The organism is Flavobacterium cauense R2A-7, from assembly GCF_000498475.1.
GTDB classification, from domain to species: Bacteria; Bacteroidota; Bacteroidia; order Flavobacteriales; family Flavobacteriaceae; genus Flavobacterium; species Flavobacterium cauense.
Map to the genome: position 1 here is coordinate 97,975 of NZ_AVBI01000014.1, position 23,527 is coordinate 121,501.

Below are 23,527 nucleotides of genomic sequence, written 5' to 3' on the forward strand. Positions count from 1 at the left end.
GATTTAAATAGCTTTAAGTTCTCCTTTTTCCAAAAGAATCGTTTGTTTGCAAATTTGTTTCCAATGCGTGTTTTTGCTGATAACAACCAGTGTCCAAGGATGTTTTTCGTCACTCAGGAAATCAATAATTTCTTTGCCGCTTTCTTCGTCGGTTTTGTCCAGCGGATTTTCTAAAAACAACAGTTTCGGTTGATTAATTATACAACGGGCCAACACGATTTTTTGAATCGTCGACGAATTAATTTGTTTGCCTTCCGATGAGATTTGTGTGTCCAAACCTTTTGGAAGCGCCTTAATGGCTTCGGTAAGTTTCAGTTTTTCGATTAACTCAAAAACCGTATCCATCTTTATTTCAGGATTATTGCAGGTAATGTTTTCTAGAATGGTACCTTCAAAAGGCATTTCATGGGCTGTAATAATGCCGATTTTTGAACGGTATTCATCGGAAGAATATTTTTTGTAATTGGTATTATTGATGAAAATATTTCCGGAAGTTGGTTCAATCAATCGGGCCAGCAAACGCAACAGGGTGGTTTTCCCCGATCCGTTTTCCCCTAAAATCAGGGTGTGCTGTTTGGGCTGAATGGATAAACTGATATTTTTGAGAACTTCTTTGTCCGATTTCGGATACTGGAATGCCACGTTTTCGGTTTCAATGGTAATTTTATTCTCATCTACTAAATAGTTGGAATTGCGAATGTCTTCTTCCAGTTCCATATCCACTACGGAGCCTAATTTTTCTAAGGAAGTCAGCACATCATAAAATAATTCCAGCCCCGAAAACAATTTTTCAACGGCGGTAATAATGCTAAGAATGATGATTTCAGCAGCCACAAATTGTCCGATATTCATCTGCTGGTTAATCACCAATAAGCCCCCAATGATTAATAATCCGGCAGTTATAATGATTTTAAAACCGGTCAGTTGAATGAATTGCTTCAATAAAACCTGAAAATGGTTTTCCCTTTGTTTTAAGTATTCGTTAACCAGTTTGTCATTTTTGTGCAACGAGAAATTAAAAATGGAATTGCTTTTAAAACTTAAATGATTTCGGGCAATTTCCTGTAGCCAATGGGCAATTTTATACTTGTATTTTGATTCTTTTAAGCTGGTTTGTAAACCTAGATTAAAGTTGATTTTGAAAATCAGATACAACAGCAAAAGCAAAACTATACCGAAGAAGATAAAGAAAGAATGGTACAAAGAAAGTAAGGCTATTCCAAAAAAGATCTGCAATGCCGCCCCGGATATGTCCAATAATAATTTAGAAAATCCTTTCTGAACGGTTAAGGTATCAAAAAAACGATTGGCTAATTCCGGCGGATATTGATTGTGCAATTCACTAAATTTTATTTTAGGGAAGCGGTAAGCAAATTCAAAGGAAGAGCGAACGAAAATCTTTTGTTGTAGATTTTCGGTGATTCGGAATTGCATTATTTTTAATACCCCGACAAAGGCAACGCCAATGATAACCACCAATACTAAAACAATCCACGAAGTACTTACTTTTCCCGCCTGGATAAAATTAATGATGGATTGAATTCCCAGCGGAAGTGATAAACTGATGAGCCCAGCAATAATCGAATACAGGAAAATCTGGTAAATATCCTGTTTGTCGATTAAAATGAGGTTTCTAAATCGTTCTAACGGTGTCATAGTAATATTTTTTTAACCATATCGGTATAGAAATCAGTTGCACATTCTTTTTCCGACAAATTGGTAATCGTTTTTAAATGATTCTTTAAAAAATGTTGGTGTAAGGCACCTTCCACAATACTGGAAGCCAAACTTTTGGCAAAAGGATATTCCGGATTGACTTCTTGAATAATCGCTATGATTCTGTTGATTACCCTTTTGTAAACCAAGAAGAAACCTTCCTTGTTTTCGGTGTCCACTTCTTTGGTCATTAGGGTTTTAGCGAACTCTTCCACGATAATGCGACTCAGGATTTCTTCATTAATATGCGGAGTGGTTTGATCGTCTGCTACATTTTCGGTCACCAGCTTAATTGCCTTCTCCAACTTCTCCACGGGATTGGATATGTTTGTTGTTGCAAGTACCATTCGATATTCCATCCACGACCAATACCATGAAGTCAGATAAACCAAAAGTTTGTGTTTGTTCTCAAAATAACGATAAATGGAACTTTCGTTGGATTGTATTTTTTCGCCCAATTTTTTAAAAGTAAAGGCCTCGAACCCAATTTCATTCATCAACAGAATGCTGTTTTTTAAAATATTACGACCTAACTCTGATGTTTCAGGGTCTTTTACATACAGTTTTTCGTTGAGGGTTATTTTTAAATTTGAAAGTAAGTTTTGCATGATTTGATATTTAACAATTCAAAGTTAATAGTATTACTATCACATTTTGAAAGTTTAACTTTTATTTAAAACAAAAGAGGTTGACTTACAAATGCGTAAGTCAACCTCTTTATGTTTGTTTAATATGGAATTAATCCTGAATATAGGTCTTGTTTCCGTTGGAATTGATGTAATATCTTCCGCCTCTCGGCCCCGTGTAAACTTTTTTACCGTTGTATTCTCCGGTAACTTTATCTGCCACTTTAGGTGCTTTTTCGTTGCTCGGTGTTTCTTTTACTTTTTTTACGTTTTTTTTGCTTTCGTCTTTAATTTTAGCATCTGCTTTGTTTGCCGCTGCTTTTGTTTTTCCGGCTGTCGATTTTGTTTCTCCTTTTTCAGAAGCTGAATTTTCTTTTACTTTTTTTACTTCCTTCTTGGTTTTATCGGCTACTTCTTTTGATTTTTCTTTAGTCTTTTTAGCTGCTTTTTCCACAGCAGCTTCCGCTTTTTCCACAGCAGCTTCCGTTTTTTCAGCCGCTTTTTCCGTTTTGGCTTTTACTTTTTTGGTGGTTTTCTTAACGGTAGTTTCCTGGGCAAAGGCACCCATTGATAACGCTATGCTCAAACATAGCAAAATTAATTTTTTCATGATTTAGCAAATTATTGATTATCAGTATAAATGTATGAAAAAAATGTCAGATTAGTACAATTAAAAATAGGCTCTTAACTGGATGCTTCCGGTGTGAATCGTTTGACTGGTTTCACTTTTTCTGCCCTGATAATTCACATTAACATCAAGATATTGGGTTAAGTTTTTCTGTAAAAGCAAACGCCAGGTCATATTTTCACCCGCCTGAAGTCCTTCCAGCATCTGAAAAGCAACTGCCGATAACGGATTTCCGATAAATTTGTTTTTGTAAAATGAAAACTCGCCGTTCAGGGTAAATTTCTTTTCGGAGGAATAATTGAAAGAGGTTCCCAATCGTTGCTGATGTAAGGTTTCCATCGCATTGATTTGGTTTTCTTTCTTCTGAAATTCGTAAAATATATCCCAACTCGCGTTTTGAGAAAACAAATAGGAGATTTTCGGTGCCAATTGATAACCTTTCAAATCAAAATTTTTACTCGGATAGTTTTCGGAAGTCAGCGTGTTCGAAATGGTTTTTCCGTTGAATCCGAACAACCAGAGTTTCTGCACCAAATGGGCATATTGAAGCTGATGCGAATCGGTTTTGTTTTCCTGCGAACCGGCCGAAAGCAGGTTTTTAGCATGATTCGTCAAATACGTGTAAGTGGTCGAATGACGTTGTTTTCCGCGGTTGTAAAACAAACTGTTGCGAAAGCTTGCGTTGAGTCCCAGCAAATCGGTATCGCTTCCGGAAAACGGATTCAAATCGAAATTGTCGCCTTGTCGCAGGATTTTACGGTCCATCATAAAAGAAGTCTGATTGTAGAAATAAGACAATAATTTTCTGAAACCGGTTTCATTCTGCCATTGCAACGGGTTCAGGGTTACCGATTGCGAAAATTTATTCTGATGCGTTTTTACAAAAATCTGATTCGGTAAAAACACCCGAACGTACTTCGCCTGATCCGGAAACGGCGCCACTTCAAATTCCTGCAATTCCTGAATGCCATTGTTGTTGTAATCGTTCCACATGTAAATTCCCTGTCCGGGTTCAACTTCCAGATAGGTGAATTCCTGTTGCGCAATCTTTCCGGAACTGGTTTCGTAAGCGGTTGTGAGTTGAATCAGTTGGTTGAAAAAACGATCGTTGTACAACAAACGGGAATTCAGCGACGGTTCGTCGGATTGGTTCGGATCTTCGAATTTTAGGTTGCGGTAATTCACAAACAGTGACAAATCACTTTTGTCGGTTTGCAATAGTTTCGATTTCAGATAATAGGAATGTGAAGTGTTGACTTTCTTGACCAATCCACCAACTAAACTGTCGTTGGTGCGTTGCAGATAGCCGATTTCGGTAAAGACTTTCGTGCTGTCGCCACGACCGATAAAGGCGCCAATTTCTTTGTAACGCTGACTCAAAGCCGAAAACTGATTAGTAGCTTTGATTTTCTCTTCGTTGTCTTCCATTCGGAAACTGCCGCCAATCCAATTCTTTTTAAAATGGTATTTTGTTCGGGTCTGACTTCGGATGAAACGCGAATCGGCTAAGGTTCCATCACTTTTTAAAGCGCTGCTGTTGTTGGAAAACGTCCATCGGTTGAATTTGAAAAAACCGTCCACCACATGTCGTGTTCCCGAGAAACTTTCCGAAAAATCGAGTTTCTCTAATTGATATTTGGCAAATCCTTTGTTGGGTAAGGTGAAATTTACACCGGAAATCAGCAAACTCTGGTCGCCTAATGGATTCGTCAAATTCCAATCACGGTTGAATTCAATGGTAAACAACCTTTCGATGGTTTTGAATTCTTTTTGGACCAACTGATAATTGGCAAAGGCATCCACGTTCCACTTTCCGGTATACAAACGTTGTTTTGCATTGATTTTTCCGGCAATGCCTTTGTTGTCGTTATCGTCTGCCGAAGAAAATAAGTTTTTGTCGTTATTGCTGATGCCTACTTCAAAATCGACATTCGTTTTCTCACCCGGATTGTATTTTCCCAAAACGGTCGCAATCTGAATTTTCGTAGGCGGAACCAAGCGCGTAATAGGCTCGTAATTTCCCTGCGGAACACCAGCCACAGGTGCGATGTATTCGTAAATCCGACCTATTGCCTGATTGCTTTTTAATTTGTAATTCCCCAAATTGTTGCCCACTAAGGAAAATTTTACGTTATATAAAACATCGGTAGGGTTGTTGGAATATTCAAAGACTTCAATAGCACCAATCAGTACTTTTTTATACAAAATCTTATTTTCAGAATAACCATCTTCGTACGCGGAAGGCGCGGTCATCAAATCCGGATTGTCGCCGGCCTGTGCTAAAATCTGTGCCTGTTCGGGTGAAAGATTTTGCTGTAACGGTTGGTTTTTGACATCGTTTTCGGAATAAATAAATCCGCCGATACTCCATTGTTCGCGTTCGTGCGTCACACCGCCATAGGTTACAAATCGGGTATAACTCCGATCGGAATATTGGTATTCGATATTAATTCGCATTTCGGAAGTAATCGGAAACAAAGACGTAAACCGGATTTCTCCGGCATTGTAATCAATCACATAATCATTGTTTTCCCCGCGTTCCAGCAGAATTCCGTTAACAAACACCCGTTCGGATCCGGAAATGACCAACACATACAGTTCGCCGTTAGGACCTTTCAATTTGTACGGCCCCTGATTGCCTTCCTGTCCGGTAAAGGTGCTTCGGGCGTATTGACCGCGAACAATGGCGCCGGCGGCAAAAACATCGGTTTTACTTTCGGGTTTGCCAAAGGTGAAATGCGTCGACAAGCCTTGCACTTTTTTGTTGAAATTCAGAAAGCGCGACTGGCGGTTTTCCAGAAACAAATCTCCGGCACGAATCGCCCATTTGTCGGAATACAATTCGACAAAAATCTGATCAAATTCGTCCAGTTTTTGCGAATAACCGCCTTCCTGAAGCGGTATGTTGCTGTCCTGTAATGAAGCCCTCAAGCTGACTTTCTCCGAAATTTTTCCGGTAATCTGTAAATCCAGATTCGAATTTACCACCGTATTCTGATTGTTGCCCACGGTCACGCCACGGGTAATGCTTCCCGAAGTACTCAGTCCGTCAAAAGGTTTGAAAATAGAAATCGGTTCTCGGGAAATCTGATACAATTGCTGGCCGGCTTCGTTGTTTACCACCCGACTTTTGTCGTAAATGCTGTATTTTTTGGTAAGGTATTCGGGGAATTTGAGGTAACGGACAGTTAGCGTATCGGAAGACTGAAAGTTGTTTTTAAATACCAGTGTTCCTTTCTGAAAATCGACTTTGTAAAAAACAGTGTCGATTTCGTTGCCCGATTGGTCCAAAAGTTTTAAAAATTCCTTGTTGATGCTTACGCTGTCAATGGTCACCGGATTTTCGGAAACCCTAATTTTTTTGGATTGATACGGCGTTTTCGTTTCCTGTGCTGTAGCGACAGAAAGACAAAAGAAAAAAAGGAGTACATACGCCCGTTTCAACATAACTACTATAACTCGGAAATACCAAAAGTAGTGTAATTAATCGAGAAATTGTTTTCAGATTACAGTAACGAAAGTAGGTAGCCCAAAAGCGAACCGCCCAAAACCACCCAAACGCTGTTGATTTTTCGGAAGCCAAAAGTGATAATCAGGCTCAAAACAGCAATCAAAACTGTTTTCCATTCGGTTACGGAATCTTTTCCCATCGTAAAACAGACCACGATGATTAAGGCGACGGAAGCCACATTCACCGCATCTAAAAAAGAAGCCAAAAGTTTTGAACTCCGCATTTTTCGAACCAATGGATTCAACATCGCCACAAAAACAAACGAAGGCAAAAAGATACCAATAGTAGCAACCAAAACGCCAATCCCGCCATTAATCTGATACCCGATAAAGGTTACCGATGAAAAAACCGGTCCGGGCGTAAATTGTCCCACCGCAATGGCATCGATTAACGTCTGACGCGGTAAAATGCCGGTTTGCACCAATTCCGAATCGAGAAAAGCGAACAAAACGTAACCACTGCCGTATAAGATGCTTCCGATTTTCAAAAAGATGAAAAAGAGTTTGGTGTTGGTCACCGTCAAAAATCCCATCGGGGAAAGGCTTTTGATTTCGGTTTTGGAATTTTGGAAATAGTGTATTGCTAAAGCTAACAATCCGCATCCGAAAAGGACAATGACTTCATTTACGCCAAAAAATGAAACGATCAAAGCAAGTATTCCGATGCCGATTAACAAGTTCGATTTCAGGGAAGATTTCGCCAACGGATATACGGCCGAAAGGATAATCGCAATAATCGCAGGTTTGATACCGTAAATAAAAGGCTGAATTTCGGGTAAAGTACCGTAGGCTTTGTACAGCCAGGCAAAAAAAAGCGTAATGAACACCGCCGGAAGGATGAAGCACAAGCCTGCCACAAGCAATCCTTTCCAGCCGCCTTTTTCTTTTCCGAGGTGAATGGCCAATTCGGTGCTGTTCGGGCCGGGAATCAAATTGGTGGCGCCTACTAAATCGAGGAAATGGCTGTCGGACATCCAGTTGTGTTTTCGAACGACTTCATCACGCATCATGGCGATGTGAGCAGCCGGTCCGCCGAAAGCAATCAGTCCGAGTTTCAGGAACAGTTTTCCGATGGCTGTAAGCGTGCCCTGCTGCATATAGCTTTATTCTTTGGTTACAATTTGCATCGTTTCGCGGCTCATTTGTTTTACCAAAACCGTTTTGTCTTTTTCCACCATTTTGATGGCTTTGTCGGTAAAATGGCGAATCGTGTATAAGGAAACGTTTTCGTTGTAAGTGATTTTGAATTTCTTGGCCAAGATTTTATTCAGTTCGTTGAAATTCCCAAATTTGTCTTCAATACACACCGAAAAACTGATGGCCGAATTCTGAATCAGACTCACTTTGATTTTGTATTTGTGAAACAACGCGAAAATCTCACTGATGTTTTCTTCCATGATAAACGAAAAATCGATGGACGAAAGCGAAAGCAACAATTGGTTTTTCTTTACGATAAAACACGAGGTTTGCGGTTCCAGATGCGCGCCTTTTGAAATACTCGTTCCAGGCAAAAGCGGATTGATAAACGATTTTACATACAACGGAATTTCTTTGCTTTGCAAGGGTTGTAAGGTTTTCGGGTGAATTACCGAGGCGCCGTAAAAGGCTAATTCAATCGCCTCACGATAAGAAATCTGATTCAACAACGTGGTGTTTTCGAAATAACGCGGATCGGCATTTAAAACGCCGGGAACGTCTTTCCAGATGGTTACACTTTCCGCATTCAAACAATAAGCGAAAATGGCCGCGGTGTAATCGGAACCTTCACGTCCTAAAGTTGTAGTGAAGTTGTTTTCATCGGCACCTAAGAATCCCTGAGTGATGTTTAAGACTTTCTTTTTTACGTTTTTGGAAATGGTTTTCTGTGTGGTTTCCCAATCGACAATTGCATCACGATAGGTGTTGTCGGTTTTGATTAGGTTACGAACGTCCAGCCAGTTGTTTTTTAGTCCGACATGATTGAAATAATGACTCAGAATCGTAGTGGAAATAATCTCTCCGAAGCTCACGATCTGGTCGTACACGAAATTGTAATTTGGGGATTTGTTGGAATGTAAGAAGTATTCCAAATCAGTGAAATGCTTGTTTACGGCTGTGAAAACATCGTTTTTTTCGTCGTCAAACAAATCCAGTAAAATTTGGTTGTGGTACTTTTTTACCTCTTGAATCGAAGCATTCAGTTCATTAGACTTGTCAAAGTAGTTTTTGATTACGACTTCCAAAGCGTTCGTGGTTTTACCCATAGCCGAAACTACCAGTAAAACATCTTCGTAACCTACTTGCTGCAAAACGCTGTACACGTTTTTGATTCCGTCGGCATCTTTTACCGATGCACCTCCAAATTTGAAAATTCTCATGTTGTTTACTATTCCAATTCCGAAATCAGTATTAACTCGAAATCAGCGATTTATTAGTTGTTGATATAGTTAGTTATTGTTTAAAAAAGTGATGATGCCGTCTTCGGTCATCTGAACCACTCTCCAGTCGTCTAAAACCTTGGCGCCTGATTTTTCATAGAAATCGATGGCATTTTGGTTCCAGTCCAATACATTCCATTCGATGCGTCGCACCCCGTCGGCTTGGCCCTGTTTCATTATTTCGGTGTACAAAGCCAACCCTAATCCGGTACCGCGCATTTTTTCTTTTACGATTAAATCTTCCAGATGAATGGTTTTGCCTTTCCAGGTCGAATAACGGTAATAGTATAGTGCCATACCTACAATTTGGTTGTCGGTTTCAGCGATGAACGTATGAAATAACGGGTTGTCACCAAAACCATCGCGTTCCAAATCGGCAACGGTTACAACAACGGCATCCGGTTCTTTTTCAAAAATGGCCAGTTCCCGAATCAAATCGAGTACGGCGGGCATGTCTTCTATAGTTCCTTTTCTGATGATCATGCGAATTATTTTTTCTTTTTCTTAGTCGTTTTCTTAGCGGTTGCCGGTTTCGCAGTTTGTTTTACATACGGTTTGTATAAACCGTCTTTTTCCGCTCTTGCCTTGGCTTCCGCAGCTCTTTCTTTAGAGTCGGGGTGGGAACTCAACATTCTTTCGAAGAACGAAGCTTCTTTTCCTTCGCTCAATTTGGCTAAAATATTAAAAGCAGATTCCACCGCGTTCACATTGTAACCATGACGTTTCATGAAATCATACGAATACATATCGGCTTCCGATTCTTGTTTACGGCTGTGTTTACTGTCAATCATTGCGTTTCCGATTTTACCCAACTGGCTGTCGGTAACTGCAGCTACCTTATCAGATTGTGAAGCCGCAGCATCAAGCAACGCTTCTTTTTTGTAGGCTGCTTTAACCGCATCACGACTGTCGTGGTTGGCCACGTGTCCGATTTCATGACCGATTACGGCCAGCAATTCGTTGTCGTCCATGATGTCCATTAATCCGGAATAAACGCGTACACTTCCATCGGCAGTAGCGAAAGCATTCACTTCTTTTAGTTTGTATACTTTAAAGTTTAAAGTCATGCCGTTTTCGGCAGCGTGTTTTCCAAAAACTTTTTTCAATCGGATGGTGTACGGATCTTTGTCATCGGCCACCGGATTTTCCTTGTCCATTTTTATAACCGCGTCTTTGGATAAGGCCGCGGCATCCGCATCACTGAACGTAAATCCTGTTACCCCTTTCTGAACGGCTCCCAAAGCTTTTTCCCCAAGATTAATTTGTGCGTTGGCTTGAGTCATTCCCATTACTAAGGAAGCAAGTGCTATAAATAAGGTCTTTTTTTTCATTTGTGAGATTTTATTATTTTTAATGTGCTTATTTGCAATTTATGTGCCAAAATAGCTGCTTTTACGGTTGCGTTTTGGTGTACTGATTTCAGTTTTCTGAATTTTGATTCAAATATAAAATAACTTTACGGTAGATTTTTTTCGAAAACGATTTTCTTTACCAGATTTAGTGAAAATCAAAAATTATAAACAATATTTGCATACGGAAACGCAACACAACAATCATGAAAGAACGCAATAAAACGTTAGGTGAATACATCATCGAAAAACAGGAAGAATTTAAATATTCTTCAGGAGAATTATCCCGAATTATCAATGCCATTCGTTTGGCAGCGAAAGTTGTAAATTACAAAGTAAATAAAGCGGGTTTGGTGGATATTGTGGGTGCTGCAGGCGAACAGAATATTCAGGGTGAAGATCAGCAGAAATTGGATGTTTACGCGAATGAGGTTTTTATTCAGACGTTGATTAACCGTGAAATCGTTTGCGGAATTGCTTCGGAAGAAAACGATGATTTTATAACGGTTCACGGAAAAGCAGGGGATGACAATAACAAATATGTGGTATTGATGGATCCGTTGGACGGTTCTTCCAATATTGACGTAAATGTTTCGGTAGGTACTATTTTTTCGGTTTACCGAAGAGTAACGCCAGTGGGAACACCGGTAACGCTGGAAGATTTTTTACAACCGGGCGACCAACAGGTGGCAGCAGGATATGTGATTTACGGAACATCAACCATGCTGGTGTACACCACTGGTCATGGGGTTAACGGATTTACACTGAATCCGGCCATCGGAACTTTTTATTTGTCGCACCCGAACATGCAATACAGTGCGGATGGTAAAATTTATTCGGTGAACGAAGGAAACTACATTCATTTTCCGCAAGGCGTGAAAGATTATATTAAATATTGTCAGATGGAAGAAGGCGACCGACCGTATACTTCGCGTTACATTGGTAGTTTGGTTTCCGATTTCCACCGTAACATGATTAAAGGCGGCGTGTATATTTATCCGACAAGTTCCAAAGCGCCCAACGGAAAATTGCGTTTGTTGTACGAATGCAATCCAATGGCGTTCATCGCAGAACAGGCCGGAGGAAAAGCTTCAGACGGTTACGGAAGAATCATGGAAATTAAACCGACAGAATTGCACCAACGTGTGCCGTTTTTCTGCGGAAGCAAAAACATGGTGGCAAAAGCCGAAGAATTTATGGCAAAATATAAATAAAGTTGCTGAGTTATAAAGTAGTAAATTTTGCGAATAAAAAGGCGTAAAAAACCATGGTTTTTTACGCCTTTTTTATTTTATTTTATTTTTGCACTCAGCCACTCAGCCACTCAGCCACTCTATTTATTCATATGCTGCATTTCATAAATAAACGTATCCAAATCCACATGCAGAATTAAAAGCGATAAGGCTTTTTCCACAATCAGACTCACGTTGCCCGGGGTGAAACCCAGCGCTAACGCGAACTTTGTGAGAATCTCTTTTTGTCTTGGACCTAAAACATTGTCGGCATAGACCATTCTGGATAAATCATACAACCGTTCCAGTCGCTGAAGATAAAGTGATGGCGCGTTGATGGGATATTTCATTGGGTTTTCGAGAATTTCTTCATACTCTTCCTGAGAAATCTCCAGTTTAACAGCAAGTTTATCGAGAAAAGTTTTCTCTTCAATGCTTAAATCACCATCGGCTATTGCCACTCTTACAATTGCCGAAAAATGCCCTTTGTTGCGACTTTTGAATTCGCTGTCGAATAAATCTGAAAATGACATAGCTGTATGTTTTAGTGAAACTCAAATTTACGAATTTTCTGTTGCTTTCAGATTAAATTGATAAGCTTTTCTTAACGGAAGAAAGCAATTATCAAAATAAATTGTAAGTTTGAATACCCAATCTTTAAACTGTTTAAAATGTCGGAATTTCTAACGTATTTCAATATTGGTCTGCATCATGTGTTGGACATTAATGCCTATGACCATGTGTTGTTTCTGATTGCTTTGGTTACGCCTTATGCTTTTAAGGACTGGAAAAGGGTATTTATATTGGTTTCTTTATTTACCATCGGTCATACATTGGCTTTGATTCTTTCGGTTTACGGAGTGGTGTATATCAAACCGGGTCTGGTCGAATTCCTGATACCCATTACGATTTTAATCACCGCATTTTTTCATTTGTTTACAGCAGGGAAGTCTGGAAAACAGGAGAGTATTACTTTTGTGGCCTTGGTTACGGTGTTCTTCGGAATCATTCATGGTTTGGGTTTTTCCAATTATTTCAAAACCATTTTGCCGGGAAGTGCTTCGGATAAATTGATACCGTTGCTGGAGTTTGCCGTTGGCATTGAAGTGGCGCAAATCATAATTGTATTGACCGTTCTGATCCTTTCTTATATCGTACAAACGTTTTTCAGGTTTTCAAAACGCGATTGGTCTTTGGTGATTTCGGCCTTTGTAATTGGTGTGGTGTTGCCCATGATTATTAATAGTGAGATTTGGAACCGATGAAAAAATACCTGATAATACTATGTTTTTTACTTTCTGCGATGGGATTCAGCCAGTCAAAAGCGGAGTGTTTTTGTCCGAAATCGGAGGTGACATCTTTTCAGAAATCGGATACTATTTTTTCATTTTCAAATAACAGGCAAATCGCTCTTTGTGGTTATAAAGAAATTATCGATGATAAAAGCTATTATTCCGAGTTCGTAATTTCGGAATGCGGAAGCGATAAAATCATTGAATTCTGGGGGGCTACTGCTACATGTCTTACCCGATTTTCAAATGATAAATTAAATATCGAAACATTACTCCCATTGCCGCTGGGAAATGATTATGAATACAGGGATTTTGTTTGGTCTACCGAGACTTTTTATTATTCTGGTGCCAAGCTCCAACGTATTTTTCAAATCAATAAAGGAATAAAAAAGTATACTCAAAATCAGATTCAACAGGTTTTGAAAGCATTTGAAAAAGCAGATGCTAAATTGAATGATGAGACAATGGTGTTGTGCAATAAGTTGTTTGTTGCCGCCATTTCCAATAGTGAGAAAGCCAGAAAATACTTTTTGGATTTTGAAACCAAATTCGGGACACTGGACGGCGCTTTCGCAGAAGAATACAAGGATCTGAAAGCAAAACTGGCGCTTTGGAATAAAAGATAAAGATAAAAGCACAATGTTTTAAAGCATCGTGTGTGTTAAGATATGAAAGAAAAGAAAAAAGAAAAATACGATAAAGCCTATTTACGAATCGCGAAAGAATGGGGACAGTTGTCCTATTGCCAGCGTAAAAAAGTCGGCGCGATTATTGTGAAAGACAGAATGATTATTTCCGACGGTTACAACGGCACACCAACCGGTTTTGAAAACTGTTGTGAAGATCAGGAAGGATTGACAAAATGGTATGTGCTGCATGCCGAAGCCAATGCGATTTCAAAAGTGGCCCGTTCCACCCAATCGTGTGAAGGAGCAACATTGTATATTACGTTGTCGCCCTGTAAGGAATGCAGCAAACTGATTCACCAGTCGGGTGTGAAACGTGTGGTGTATCATGAAGGTTATAAGGACGATTCCGGATTAGAATTCTTAAGAAAAGCGGGTGTTGAGGTTGATATTATTACCGAATTGGAATAAAAACGATGCGAATTAAAAAACTATACTTACCGATTATTTTAGCAACGGCTTTAGCGGTGGGCGTACTGATTGGCGGTTACCTGAATTTTTCAGGACCGGGAAGAAATTTTACGGCCAATGCGAACCGAAGCAAGCTCAACAAGCTTATGGAATTAATCGAAAGTGAGTATGTTGATGATGTGAATACCGATTCGATAGTCGATTTGACCGTGAACGGCATTCTGGAAAAACTGGATCCGCATTCGGTATACATTGCTAAAAATGAAATGGAGCAGGTGACGCAAAGCATGAAAGGTGATTTTGTGGGCATCGGTGTTAATTTTTACATGTACAACGATTCGGTGGCGATTATCAAACCTATTGAAAACGGTCCGTCGGAAGCAGCAGGATTGAAAGCCGGCGATCGTATTTTATATGCCGGTACTTCGAAACTTTTCGGAAGGAAACTGCCTTCGGACAGCTTGTTTTCCAAGCTAAAAGGGGAAGAAGGTTCCAAAGTAAATCTGACCATTTACCGTAAATCGGAACAAAAAAAATTCAAAGTCACCATTACCCGTGGCGTAGTACCCATAAAGAGTGTGGATATTGCCATTATGCTGAATAATAAAACGGGCTATATCAAAATCAATCGGTTTGCCGAAACTACCTACAAGGAATTTCACAACGGTTTGTTGGAGCTGAAAAAACTGGGCGCTACCGAATTAATTGTCGATTTAAGAGACAACGGCGGCGGTTATATGGAAATGGCGGCGGATATTGCCGATGAATTCCTGAAAGACAACGAATTGATAGTTAAAACCAAAAACAAAAAAGGGAACATCGATAAAACGTTGGCTACCGAAGAGGGGAATTTTGAAAACGGGAAACTCTATATTCTAATCAATGAAAATTCCGCTTCAGCAAGTGAAATTCTGGCGGGAGCCATTCAGGATAACGACAGGGGAACTATTGTCGGACGTCGTTCTTTCGGAAAAGGACTGGTGCAGAAAGAAATGCCTTTGGGTGATGGTTCAGCGGTTCGATTGACCGTTGCGCGCTATTATACGCCTTCCGGTCGTTCCATTCAAAAGCCTTACAATCACGGAACAGACGAGTATTTCAGTGATTTCGAAAAACGTTTTGTGAGCGGTGAACTTTTTGCGGCCGACAGTATTAAGGTGGCTGATAGTTTGAAATTCAAAACCAAAAAAGGAAGAATCGTTTATGGCGGCGGCGGAATTATTCCGGATATTTTCGTACCGATTGAAGGCAGTCACGGCGATGAAGCATTAGGGATGCTGATGCAATCCGGACTGATGAGCTATTTTGTGTTTGAACAATTGGACAAAGACCGAAAAGCGTTTCAAGGGCTTACTTTTCCGCAAATGGTTGCAAAACTAAATGCGACCGATGCGTACTTCAATAATTTTAAAAGCTATATTGCTAAAAGCGGACTGATTTTTAATCTGGAGGCTCAAAAACCTGTAGTGAAACGCTATATCGCTGCCGAATTCGCACGTCAGTTGTTTGATGAGAATAAGTATTTTCAGATTGTGCTCAAAGAAGACGCGATGGTCAAAGCGGTTCTTGGTAGAAAGTAAAAAGGAATAAGTAAAATTCTGCAGACTGCTACTGATGACTGCCTACTATTTTCTGATGCTGTCGTGACTATGGGTTTCCATTCCGTCATTCCACAAAACCAAAATGTCGGTTGCAACGGCTGCGCCACTTCCGGCGGCAATGGAAAGCTGACTTCTGTGCCCGGCAAGGGTTCCGCAAACATAAATGCCTTCGGCAACTTTATGATCGTTGTTTTTAAGCTGAATGCGGTTTTTCTCAGCGATTGATTTTTTATGGGGTTCGATATACTGTGTCAGTCCTTCAATGGCAAACAAATTGGAAGCGCCAATGGCAACCACGATGATTTTTGAAGCGTACGTATTTTTATTTGTGGTAATGGTGAAGTTTCCGGCTGTACCGGTTACGGAAATGACTTTCTCGTTTGCAAGCTGTTCAATATGAGGGTAAGCGTCGGCTAAATGTTGGGTGCTTTCGGTTAGGATTTCCGAGCCCAGTTTTCCGTTGGAAATGCCGTAAGCGTTGTGAAATACCGCATCCTGAAGCGAAGAAGCTTTTTGATGGGTGATGATCCCGATTTTTTTATCGACAGCAAAAGCTTTTTTATGGGCAGATCCCAAAATTAAGGCACAGGAAACTCCCGAAACACCGCCGCCAATAATCAGTACGTCAAACATGGTTGTTTTTTGGAATTTACGATTTCTAAAGAATGAATCCTTCTTGGGATTTATAAAGATGCTTTCTGCAAACTGATTACTCCCGTCTGCGGACTAGTTGCCTCTGGTTTTTTCGTCAATCATTTTCGACATGCGGAAAATAAGTAAAATGCAAACCGCACAAAGCGAGGCAGCAATTCCGATAAGTGCAATCAGACTGTTTCCTTCAAAAAGATTCTGGAAATCAAGCAACGTAATGTTGAAAATTATCAGACCCAGGGCCAGGGCAATCAAAACATAGGTAAAAACTTTCATCTTCATTAGATTTATCAAACAAGGTGTGAAATTAGTAAAATTCAGGTTAAACAAACAAACCTTTAACATTACCGGCAAATAATTTAACAGCAATTGCCAAGAGAATGACGCCAAAGACTTTTCGAATCACGCCAAGGCCATTTTTGCCAAGGGCTTTTTCAATTTTTGAAGACGATTTTAAAACGATATATACAATAATGATATTGATCAGAATCGCTACCACAATATTAATAGTTTGGTATTGGGCACGAAGCGATAGTAATGTGGTCATTGTTCCTGCTCCGGCAATTAAAGGAAAGGCTAACGGCACGATGGAAGCCGTGCTGGGCTCTTCGTCTTTGTAAAGGGTGATGCCTAAAATCATTTCAAGGGCCAGAAAGAACAAAATGAAGGCTCCGGCAACGGCAAATGATTTTACATCAACCCCCATGAATTTCAAAATTTCTTCTCCCACAAAAAGAAAGGTAATCATGATGATTCCGGAAACAATCGAGGCTTTTTCCGATTGAATATGACCTACTTTGGATCTTAAGTCCACGATAATCGGAATGGTTCCCACAATATCAATTACAGCAAAAAGTACCATTCCAATGGTTAAAATTTCTTTCCAGTCAAATCCCATAGTGTGTCGTTTTTTGAAGGTGCAAAAGTATTTCTTTATGGAGCTAAAATAACTAATAAATCGTTAATTTTTGTCATTTCGGGAATTATGGTTTTAAACTTTGTAACTTTGCGGCAAATAGAAGTTGTAATTATGTTTCAGTTAGGGAAAACCATCGTATCGGAAGAAATTTTAGAAAAAGAATTTGTCTGCAATTTGTCTGCCTGTAAAGGCGCGTGTTGTGTAGACGGCGATGCAGGTGCTCCTTTAACGGAAGAAGAAACTAAAATTTTAGCTGAAATTTATCCGAAAGTAAAACCTTTTTTACGTCCGGAAGGGATTGCCGCCATCGAAGCTCAGGGAACTTCAGTAGTAGGTGAAGACGGCGAGTTGGAAACGACACTGATTGACGGTGCCGATTGTGCATATGTGATTTTTGACGGACCAACGGCGCTTTGCGGTATCGAACAAGCTTATAATCAAGGTTTGGTCGACTGGAAAAAACCGGTTTCCTGTCATTTATATCCTGTGAGAGTCAAAGAGTTTTCCGATTTTTCGGCAGTGAACTATCATAAATGGCACATTTGTGACGATGCCTGCTCGCTGGGGAAAGAATTGGAAGTTCCGGTGTACAAATTTGTCAAAGAAGCACTGGTTCGAAAATTCGGTTCCGAATGGTATGCCGAATTGGAAAAAGTAGCCGAAGAATACAAAAAGTAGCTCGTATTATTTCATCCGTTCAAATGGCTTTCAGCCAATGATTTTACTGCCGTTCGCAACGAATGTTCAGAAAATTCCTCTTTTGTAATTTGTTGGAAATCAGAATTTTGTAATGTGATTTTTCAATCGAAAGAAAATTCTCCATTGTTAAAAACTCGGCTTAATTGTGAATAAGTTTGACTTTCATTTTACAATTCAAATGACAATCTTTGTAAACCCCAATCTAGTTAAATAATCAATTTTTTAATCGTATAAAAGTCAAGATACTATGTCTGTAGTCGAGCCTATATTGCAAGAAAACAAAGATCGTTTTGTAATTTTTCCTATCAAACACAATGATATCTGGGAATGGTATAAAAAAATGGAGGCAAGTTTCTGGACCGCGGAAGAAATTGATCTGCACCAGGATTTATCGGATTGGAATACAAAGCTGAATGATGATGAGAAATATTTCATCAAACATATATTAGCGTTTTTCGCTGCTTCGGACGGAATCGTTAATGAGAATCTAGCCGAAAATTTCGTAAATGAAGTGCAATATGCCGAAGCGAAATTTTTCTACGGATTCCAAATTATGATGGAAAACATTCACAGCGAAACCTATTCGTTGCTGATTGATACGTATGTGAAAAACGAAGAAGAGAAAAATCAATTGTTCCACGCCATAGAAGTGTTTCCGGCAATCAAAAAGAAAGCCGACTGGGCACTAAAATGGATCGAATCGGATTCGTTTGCCGAAAGACTAATCGCGTTTGCAGCAGTGGAAGGGATTTTCTTCTCGGGAGCATTCTGTTCGATTTACTGGTTGAAAAAACGTGGATTAATGCCGGGGTTGACCTTTTCCAATGAGTTGATTTCCCGCGATGAAGGTGTGCACTGTGATTTCGCCGTTCACCTGCACAACCACCATTTGGTAAATAAAGTACCGAAAGCCAGAATCACCGATATTATTGTGGACGCTTTAAATATTGAGAGAGAATTTATTACTGAATCGCTTCCCGTGAGTTTAATCGGGATGAATGCCACTTTAATGACACAATATTTAGAGTTCGTGGCAGACCGATTGCTGGTGGAATTGGGATGTGAAAGAGTGTACAACTCGTCCAATCCGTTTGATTTCATGGACATGATTTCGCTTCAGGGAAAAACAAATTTCTTCGAAAAACGAGTGTCAGAATACCAAAAAGCTGGTGTTTTGAACAATGACAGCGAATCACAGAAGATCAGTTTCGACGCCGATTTTTAAAAAGTATCGACTGAAAGGGAAGATTAAAAAAGAAAATTCAGGGCTTTGCCCATTATATATAAAACCTTCAAAACAATAACAAGATGAATGTAGTAAAAAGAGACGGAAGAAGAGAGCCGGTAATGTTCGACAAGATTACGGACCGAGTGAGAATTCTATGCTACGGATTAAACGATTTGGTTGATCCGGTAAAAGTAGCCATGCGCGTTATTGAAGGTTTGTATGACGGAGTTACCACTTCAGAATTGGATAATTTAGCGGCTGAAACTGCGGCTTCCATGACGATTGCGCATCCGGATTATGCTCAATTGGCGGCACGTATTGCTGTTTCCAACTTGCACAAAAACACCAAGAAATCGTTTTCTGAAACGATGTCGGATATGTATCATTATGTAAATCCGAGAACCAATCAGGAATCGCCTTTGTTGTCAGATGAGGTTTATGAAGCGATTATGGCTAATGCCGAATTGTTAGATTCAACAATCATCTACAACCGTGATTTCAATTACGATTATTTCGGATTTAAAACTTTGGAGCGTTCCTATTTGTTGCGTATCAACGGGCAAATTGTAGAGCGTCCGCAACACATGTTAATGCGTGTTTCCGTAGGGATTCACCTAAACGATATTCCTGCTGCGATTGAAACGTACGAATTGATGTCGAAGAAATTCTTTACGCATGCAACACCAACATTGTTCAACGCCGGAACACCAAAAGCACAAATGTCGTCTTGTTTCCTGTTAACCATGCAGGATGACAGTATCGACGGAATTTACGATACTTTAAAACAAACGGCCAAAATCTCGCAATCCGCGGGAGGAATCGGTTTGTCTATTCATAATGTAAGAGCAACAGGATCTTACATCCGCGGCACTAACGGAACTTCAAACGGAATCGTACCGATGTTGCGTGTTTTCAACGACACGGCGCGTTACGTAGATCAAGGAGGAGGAAAACGTAAAGGAAGTTTTGCGATTTACATCGAGCCTTGGCATGCCGATATTTTTGACTTCCTGGATTTGAAGAAAAACCACGGAAAAGAAGAAATGCGTGCGCGTGATTTGTTCTTTGCGATGTGGATGAACGACTTGTTCATGAAACGTGTGCAGGACGATGCGCATTGGACGCTAATGTGTCCGAACGAATGTCCGGGATTGTACGATGTATACGGGGATGAGTTCGATGCGATGTATGTTGCTTACGAGCAAGCCGGAAAAGGTAGAAAAACCATTAAGGCGCGTGAACTTTGGGAGAAAATTTTGGAATCGCAAATTGAAACCGGAACACCGTATATGTTGTATAAAGATGCAGCAAACCGTAAATCGAATCAGAAAAATTTAGGTACGATTCGTTCTTCGAACTTGTGTACGGAGATTTTGGAATATACGTCTGCAGATGAAATCGCAGTGTGTAATTTGGCTTCGATTTCCCTTCCGATGTTTATTGAAAATGGGCAGTTCAATCACAAATTATTATTCGACGTAACCAAACGTGTTACCCGAAACTTAAATAAAGTAATCGACCGAAACTACTATCCGGTAAAAGAAGCCGAAAACTCGAACATGCGTCATCGTCCGGTTGGATTGGGCGTGCAAGGTTTGGCGGATGCTTTTATTTTACTGAGAATGCCGTTTACGTCGGATGAAGCTAAAAAACTGAATCAGGAAATCTTCGAAACGATTTATTTCGCAGCCGTAACCGCTTCCATGGAAATGGCAAAAGAAGAAGGTCCGTACTCTACATTTAAAGGGTCTCCGATTTCACAAGGAGAATTCCAATACAACCTTTGGGGCTTAAACGATGGCGATTTAAGCGGTCGTTGGGACTGGGCTTCACTTCGTAAAGAAGTGATGGAACACGGAGTGCGTAACTCGTTGTTAATGGCGCCGATGCCAACGGCTTCTACGTCGCAAATTCTAGGAAACAATGAGGCGTTTGAGCCGTACACTTCCAATATTTACACCCGTCGTGTATTGTCCGGTGAGTTTATTGTTGTGAATAAGCACTTGTTGCAGGATTTAGTTGGTTTAGGTTTGTGGAATGAAAATCTGAAACAGGAAATCATGAGAGCCAATGGATCAATTCAGGATATCAACGGCATTCCGCAGGATATCAAGGAATTGTACAAAACCGTTTGGGAAATGAGTATGAAAGATATCATTGATATGTCCCGTCAGCGTGGGTATTTCATTGACCAGTCACAGTCATTGAACTTGTTCATGGAAGGTGCTACGTTCTCGAAATTAACGTCAATGCATTTCTATGCATGGCAATCCGGATTGAAAACGGGAATGTACTATTTAAGAACGAAATCTGCCGTAGACGCCATCAAGTTTACATTGAATAACGATAAGAAAGCTGAACCGATTGCAGTTGCAGCAGAAGTGGCTAATGAAACAGCGCCAATGACCGAAGACGAGTTCAAAGCAATGTTGGAGCGTTCTAAAAACGCCGGCCCTGAAGATTGCGAAATGTGCGGGTCTTAAATCGGGAAAAAGAACATAGAGTATAGAATAAAAAAAGCCATCATTCGATGGCTTTTTTCTTATATTAGCAAAAAAAACAATTCATGGAAAGTACACAATTCAGGGTTACCAACGACATGCTGGCGACACAAGGACAGCGTTTGGTCAATTATTTTATCGATTTACTGGTGCAATACGGACTCACATTCGGTTTAGGATTCGTTCTTGCTGCGCTTGCACTGTTTTTGGGTTTTGAAGGGTTTCTGAATTGGCTGGCCACGATTGATAAACTTACAGAATACCTGCTTGGGGTTGTTGTATTGATTCTCTATTATTCTTTTTTCGAAATTTTGTTTGCAAGATCAGTAGCAAAATACATTACTAAAACGGTTGTGGTTATGGCAGACGGATCAAAACCTTCCGCTGGAACAATCGTCAAAAGAACCTTTTGTAGAATCATACCCTTTAATCATTTTTCTTTTCTGGGGAATTCCGGCAGAGGATGGCATGATTCCATCTCGGAAACTTATGTGGTCAAGAAAGATTTGTTGGAGCAGAGAATGCGAATCCATAATTCGTTCGATGAAATTGGTCAGGAACTGGAATAAACCATAATAAAAACAGCCGTCACAAAATGATGGCTGTTTTTATTTTTCGGCAAATCGGTTCGGTCTTCGTACCTTTGTTGTTCTAAAATGAAAATCATGACAAAAGATAAGAAAAAAGGGGTGTATACCGGAATCATCGAAAAAGACGCGAACGGAAATTATTTCTGTGGCGAATATTTATTAGATTACCAATATACCGAAGCCAATTTTAAAGTGGGCGACGAAATCAATATCAAAACAGTAATCGAAAATCCGAGTGATAAAAGTTACGATCAGTACCCGAAGAAATCCCGCAATTTCTTTTTATCCAACCAAAAAGAGTAACTAAAACCTACTTTCCTTGAGCAATTTGTATTTTACCGATCGCAGCAATGTCAATCTGGAAGAAGTGGTTTTTAACGAAGCGGTTTCGGCGCAGATTAGTCAGTTTCTTAAAGAATACCAATTCCGTGATGTGTTGGAAAAATACGATTTGCCGGTGGTGAACAAAATGTTGCTGTACGGTAAAACCGGCTGTGGCAAAACCATGACGGCCAAGGCGATTGCGAAAAAATTAGACAAAAAAATCATCATTGTCAATCTGGCGAATATTGTTTCTTCCAAATTGGGGGAAACCGCTAAGAATATTGAAGGCTTGTTTAAGGAAGTCAACTACGAAAGTGCTGTTTTGTTCTTTGATGAATTCGATTCGTTGGGACAAATTCGGGATTACGACAACAAAGACAACAGCGAAATGAAGCGTGTGGTAAATGCGATTTTACAGTTGATTGACCATTTTCCGAAGAAATCCATTTTAATTGCCGCAACCAATCAAATTCAAATGATTGACGAAGCTTTGGTGCGCCGTTTTGAACTGAAACTGGAATTCACATTGCCTTCCAAAGCCGTTTTAGACAGTTATTATGACCGTTTGCTGGCTAAATATCCTTCAGAGTTTACCCAATTGGAACGTATTTACGACGTTTCCTTTGCGGAAGCAAAAAATCATGTTTTCAAAGAAGTGAAAAACAATATCATTCAGGCTGAAATCAATAAATTACATTAAGCATGCAACTCGTTCGCACCACTTCGGATAATTCAGATTTTAAAATGCTTACCCAAATGTTCGATACGTATTTAATCGATATTGATGGGGATGAAAAAGATTTTTTTGCCCAATACAATCAGATTTACCTGAAAAATGTAGTTGTTTGTTATGAGGATGCTCTTCCGGTAGGCTGTGGCGCCCTCAAAACGTATGATTCCGAAACCGGAGAAATTAAGCGTATGTTCGTGCATCCGGAGCACCGAAACAAAGGGGTTGCCCATTTGGTTTTAGAGGAGTTGGAACGTTGGGCGGAAGAACTGCACTTTACGTCCTGTATTCTGGAAACCTCTTTCAAATTGGAAAACGCCATTGCGTTGTATAAAAAATTTGGTTACCAAGCTATGCCTAATTACGGGCAATACATCGGCGTGTCAAGTAGCGTTTGCATGCGAAAAAATATATAAC

The 23,527-nt window shown here is 40.0% G+C and carries 24 protein-coding genes; 12 read left to right on the top strand and 12 right to left on the bottom strand.

The features are described from left to right. Positions 1 to 3: 3 nt before the first annotated feature. The 8 genes from FCR2A7T_RS06565 to FCR2A7T_RS06600 form a co-directional block, all read right to left on the bottom strand. Positions 4 to 1,656: a peptidase domain-containing ABC transporter gene (locus FCR2A7T_RS06565; protein ID WP_035117672.1), complete on the bottom strand. Its 1,653-nt coding sequence runs from the start codon at positions 1,654 to 1,656 to the stop codon at positions 4 to 6. Beyond that, entirely contained in the window at positions 1,653 to 2,324 is a 672-nt protein-coding gene (locus FCR2A7T_RS06570) for a TetR/AcrR family transcriptional regulator (protein ID WP_023570498.1), read from the bottom strand. Before FCR2A7T_RS06570 ends, FCR2A7T_RS06565 begins: the two co-directional genes overlap by 4 nt. A gap of 130 nt (positions 2,325 to 2,454) precedes the next feature. Beyond that, on the bottom strand, positions 2,455 to 2,952 hold the full coding sequence (locus tag FCR2A7T_RS06575) for a hypothetical protein (RefSeq protein ID WP_035117674.1): 498 nt from the start codon (positions 2,950 to 2,952) through the stop codon (positions 2,455 to 2,457). A 60-nt stretch (positions 2,953 to 3,012) separates the two neighbouring features. Further along, positions 3,013 to 6,417, bottom strand: a complete 3,405-nt coding sequence (locus tag FCR2A7T_RS06580; protein ID WP_023570500.1) for a hypothetical protein — start codon at positions 6,415 to 6,417, stop codon at positions 3,013 to 3,015. Between the two features lie 59 nt (positions 6,418 to 6,476). Continuing rightward, positions 6,477 to 7,577 carry a chromate efflux transporter gene (gene chrA, locus FCR2A7T_RS06585; RefSeq protein WP_023570501.1) on the bottom strand — a complete coding sequence of 367 codons (1,101 nt, stop codon included), beginning with the start codon at positions 7,575 to 7,577 and terminating at the stop codon, positions 6,477 to 6,479. Positions 7,578 to 7,583: 6 nt separating this feature from the next. Beyond that, a complete protein-coding gene (locus FCR2A7T_RS06590; protein ID WP_023570502.1) occupies positions 7,584 to 8,837 on the bottom strand; it encodes an aspartate kinase in 1,254 nt (417 codons plus the stop codon). A gap of 69 nt (positions 8,838 to 8,906) precedes the next feature. Continuing rightward, positions 8,907 to 9,380, bottom strand: a complete 474-nt coding sequence (locus FCR2A7T_RS06595; protein ID WP_023570503.1) for a GNAT family N-acetyltransferase — start codon at positions 9,378 to 9,380, stop codon at positions 8,907 to 8,909. Between the two features lie 5 nt (positions 9,381 to 9,385). After that, positions 9,386 to 10,228, bottom strand: a complete 843-nt coding sequence (locus FCR2A7T_RS06600; protein WP_023570504.1) for a M48 family metalloprotease — start codon at positions 10,226 to 10,228, stop codon at positions 9,386 to 9,388. A gap of 224 nt (positions 10,229 to 10,452) precedes the next feature. On the opposite strand from FCR2A7T_RS06600, the gene fbp reads away from it, so the two are divergent. Next, entirely contained in the window at positions 10,453 to 11,460 is a 1,008-nt protein-coding gene (gene fbp / locus FCR2A7T_RS06605; RefSeq protein WP_023570505.1) for a class 1 fructose-bisphosphatase, read from the top strand. Positions 11,461 to 11,579: 119 nt separating this feature from the next. Here the strand turns inward: fbp and FCR2A7T_RS06610 are convergent, their stop codons facing one another. Continuing rightward, entirely contained in the window at positions 11,580 to 12,011 is a 432-nt protein-coding gene (locus FCR2A7T_RS06610; protein ID WP_023570506.1) for a tellurite resistance TerB family protein, read from the bottom strand. Between the two features lie 138 nt (positions 12,012 to 12,149). Between FCR2A7T_RS06610 and FCR2A7T_RS06615 the strand changes: the two genes are divergently transcribed. The 4 genes from FCR2A7T_RS06615 to FCR2A7T_RS06630 are packed head-to-tail and all read left to right on the top strand — an operon-like array spanning position 12,150 to position 15,447. After that, complete coding sequence (locus tag FCR2A7T_RS06615) at positions 12,150 to 12,743, top strand: HupE/UreJ family protein (protein ID WP_035117677.1); 594 nt, start codon at positions 12,150 to 12,152, stop codon at positions 12,741 to 12,743. Continuing rightward, complete coding sequence (locus FCR2A7T_RS06620) at positions 12,740 to 13,396, top strand: hypothetical protein (protein WP_023570507.1); 657 nt, start codon at positions 12,740 to 12,742, stop codon at positions 13,394 to 13,396. The genes FCR2A7T_RS06615 and FCR2A7T_RS06620 overlap by 4 nt, the downstream gene beginning before the upstream one ends. A 42-nt stretch (positions 13,397 to 13,438) precedes the next feature. After that, the gene (locus FCR2A7T_RS06625; RefSeq protein WP_023570508.1) at positions 13,439 to 13,867 is read left to right on the top strand and encodes a deoxycytidylate deaminase; all 429 of its coding nucleotides are present in this window, start codon (positions 13,439 to 13,441) and stop codon (positions 13,865 to 13,867) included. 5 nt (positions 13,868 to 13,872) lie between these two features. Beyond that, entirely contained in the window at positions 13,873 to 15,447 is a 1,575-nt protein-coding gene (locus tag FCR2A7T_RS06630) for a S41 family peptidase (RefSeq protein WP_023570509.1), read from the top strand. A 45-nt stretch (positions 15,448 to 15,492) separates the two neighbouring features. On the opposite strand, the gene FCR2A7T_RS06635 is transcribed toward FCR2A7T_RS06630, so the two are convergent. The 3 genes from FCR2A7T_RS06635 to FCR2A7T_RS06645 form a co-directional block, all read right to left on the bottom strand. After that, complete coding sequence (locus tag FCR2A7T_RS06635; protein WP_023570510.1) at positions 15,493 to 16,101, bottom strand: FAD-dependent oxidoreductase; 609 nt, start codon at positions 16,099 to 16,101, stop codon at positions 15,493 to 15,495. Between the two features lie 93 nt (positions 16,102 to 16,194). After that, positions 16,195 to 16,395 carry a hypothetical protein gene (locus FCR2A7T_RS06640; RefSeq protein ID WP_035117813.1) on the bottom strand — a complete coding sequence of 67 codons (201 nt, stop codon included), beginning with the start codon at positions 16,393 to 16,395 and terminating at the stop codon, positions 16,195 to 16,197. Between the two features lie 46 nt (positions 16,396 to 16,441). Continuing rightward, positions 16,442 to 17,017 (bottom strand): MarC family protein, encoded by a 576-nt coding sequence (locus tag FCR2A7T_RS06645; RefSeq protein ID WP_023570512.1) that lies wholly within the window; start codon positions 17,015 to 17,017, stop codon positions 16,442 to 16,444. A 132-nt stretch (positions 17,018 to 17,149) separates the two neighbouring features. On the opposite strand from FCR2A7T_RS06645, the gene FCR2A7T_RS06650 reads away from it, so the two are divergent. From FCR2A7T_RS06650 to FCR2A7T_RS06680, 7 genes are all read left to right on the top strand, one after another. Then, a complete protein-coding gene (locus FCR2A7T_RS06650; protein WP_035117815.1) occupies positions 17,150 to 17,716 on the top strand; it encodes a DUF3109 family protein in 567 nt (188 codons plus the stop codon). Between the two features lie 268 nt (positions 17,717 to 17,984). After that, entirely contained in the window at positions 17,985 to 18,962 is a 978-nt protein-coding gene (locus FCR2A7T_RS06655) for a ribonucleotide-diphosphate reductase subunit beta (RefSeq protein ID WP_023570514.1), read from the top strand. Positions 18,963 to 19,045: 83 nt separating this feature from the next. Continuing rightward, complete coding sequence (locus FCR2A7T_RS06660; protein WP_023570515.1) at positions 19,046 to 21,448, top strand: ribonucleoside-diphosphate reductase subunit alpha; 2,403 nt, start codon at positions 19,046 to 19,048, stop codon at positions 21,446 to 21,448. An 83-nt stretch (positions 21,449 to 21,531) separates the two neighbouring features. Then, positions 21,532 to 22,035 carry an RDD family protein gene (locus FCR2A7T_RS06665; protein WP_023570516.1) on the top strand — a complete coding sequence of 168 codons (504 nt, stop codon included), beginning with the start codon at positions 21,532 to 21,534 and terminating at the stop codon, positions 22,033 to 22,035. A 96-nt stretch (positions 22,036 to 22,131) separates the two neighbouring features. Then, positions 22,132 to 22,359 carry a hypothetical protein gene (locus tag FCR2A7T_RS06670; protein WP_023570517.1) on the top strand — a complete coding sequence of 76 codons (228 nt, stop codon included), beginning with the start codon at positions 22,132 to 22,134 and terminating at the stop codon, positions 22,357 to 22,359. Positions 22,360 to 22,375: 16 nt separating this feature from the next. After that, the gene (locus FCR2A7T_RS06675; RefSeq protein WP_023570519.1) at positions 22,376 to 23,080 is read left to right on the top strand and encodes an AAA family ATPase; all 705 of its coding nucleotides are present in this window, start codon (positions 22,376 to 22,378) and stop codon (positions 23,078 to 23,080) included. 2 nt (positions 23,081 to 23,082) lie between these two features. Beyond that, complete coding sequence (locus FCR2A7T_RS06680) at positions 23,083 to 23,526, top strand: GNAT family N-acetyltransferase (RefSeq protein ID WP_023570520.1); 444 nt, start codon at positions 23,083 to 23,085, stop codon at positions 23,524 to 23,526. Position 23,527: the final 1 nt, after the last annotated feature.

Bases quoted from the DNA above. Each gene is read 5' to 3' on its own strand.
- FCR2A7T_RS06565 (WP_035117672.1), bottom strand. From the start codon at position 1,656: ATGACACCGTTAGAACGATTTAGAAACCTCATTTTAATCGACAAACAG.
- FCR2A7T_RS06570 (WP_023570498.1), bottom strand. From the start codon at position 2,324: ATGCAAAACTTACTTTCAAATTTAAAAATAACCCTCAACGAAAAACTG.
- FCR2A7T_RS06575 (WP_035117674.1), bottom strand. From the start codon at position 2,952: ATGAAAAAATTAATTTTGCTATGTTTGAGCATAGCGTTATCAATGGGT.
- FCR2A7T_RS06580 (WP_023570500.1), bottom strand. From the start codon at position 6,417: ATGTTGAAACGGGCGTATGTACTCCTTTTTTTCTTTTGTCTTTCTGTC.
- chrA (WP_023570501.1), bottom strand. From the start codon at position 7,577: ATGCAGCAGGGCACGCTTACAGCCATCGGAAAACTGTTCCTGAAACTC.
- FCR2A7T_RS06590 (WP_023570502.1), bottom strand. From the start codon at position 8,837: ATGAGAATTTTCAAATTTGGAGGTGCATCGGTAAAAGATGCCGACGGA.
- FCR2A7T_RS06595 (WP_023570503.1), bottom strand. From the start codon at position 9,380: ATGATCATCAGAAAAGGAACTATAGAAGACATGCCCGCCGTACTCGAT.
- FCR2A7T_RS06600 (WP_023570504.1), bottom strand. From the start codon at position 10,228: ATGAAAAAAAAGACCTTATTTATAGCACTTGCTTCCTTAGTAATGGGA.
- fbp (WP_023570505.1), top strand. From the start codon at position 10,453: ATGAAAGAACGCAATAAAACGTTAGGTGAATACATCATCGAAAAACAG.
- FCR2A7T_RS06610 (WP_023570506.1), bottom strand. From the start codon at position 12,011: ATGTCATTTTCAGATTTATTCGACAGCGAATTCAAAAGTCGCAACAAA.
- FCR2A7T_RS06615 (WP_035117677.1), top strand. From the start codon at position 12,150: ATGTCGGAATTTCTAACGTATTTCAATATTGGTCTGCATCATGTGTTG.
- FCR2A7T_RS06620 (WP_023570507.1), top strand. From the start codon at position 12,740: ATGAAAAAATACCTGATAATACTATGTTTTTTACTTTCTGCGATGGGA.
- FCR2A7T_RS06625 (WP_023570508.1), top strand. From the start codon at position 13,439: ATGAAAGAAAAGAAAAAAGAAAAATACGATAAAGCCTATTTACGAATC.
- FCR2A7T_RS06630 (WP_023570509.1), top strand. From the start codon at position 13,873: ATGCGAATTAAAAAACTATACTTACCGATTATTTTAGCAACGGCTTTA.
- FCR2A7T_RS06635 (WP_023570510.1), bottom strand. From the start codon at position 16,101: ATGTTTGACGTACTGATTATTGGCGGCGGTGTTTCGGGAGTTTCCTGT.
- FCR2A7T_RS06640 (WP_035117813.1), bottom strand. From the start codon at position 16,395: ATGAAAGTTTTTACCTATGTTTTGATTGCCCTGGCCCTGGGTCTGATA.
- FCR2A7T_RS06645 (WP_023570512.1), bottom strand. From the start codon at position 17,017: ATGGGATTTGACTGGAAAGAAATTTTAACCATTGGAATGGTACTTTTT.
- FCR2A7T_RS06650 (WP_035117815.1), top strand. From the start codon at position 17,150: ATGTTTCAGTTAGGGAAAACCATCGTATCGGAAGAAATTTTAGAAAAA.
- FCR2A7T_RS06655 (WP_023570514.1), top strand. From the start codon at position 17,985: ATGTCTGTAGTCGAGCCTATATTGCAAGAAAACAAAGATCGTTTTGTA.
- FCR2A7T_RS06660 (WP_023570515.1), top strand. From the start codon at position 19,046: ATGAATGTAGTAAAAAGAGACGGAAGAAGAGAGCCGGTAATGTTCGAC.
- FCR2A7T_RS06665 (WP_023570516.1), top strand. From the start codon at position 21,532: ATGGAAAGTACACAATTCAGGGTTACCAACGACATGCTGGCGACACAA.
- FCR2A7T_RS06670 (WP_023570517.1), top strand. From the start codon at position 22,132: ATGACAAAAGATAAGAAAAAAGGGGTGTATACCGGAATCATCGAAAAA.
- FCR2A7T_RS06680 (WP_023570520.1), top strand. From the start codon at position 23,083: ATGCAACTCGTTCGCACCACTTCGGATAATTCAGATTTTAAAATGCTT.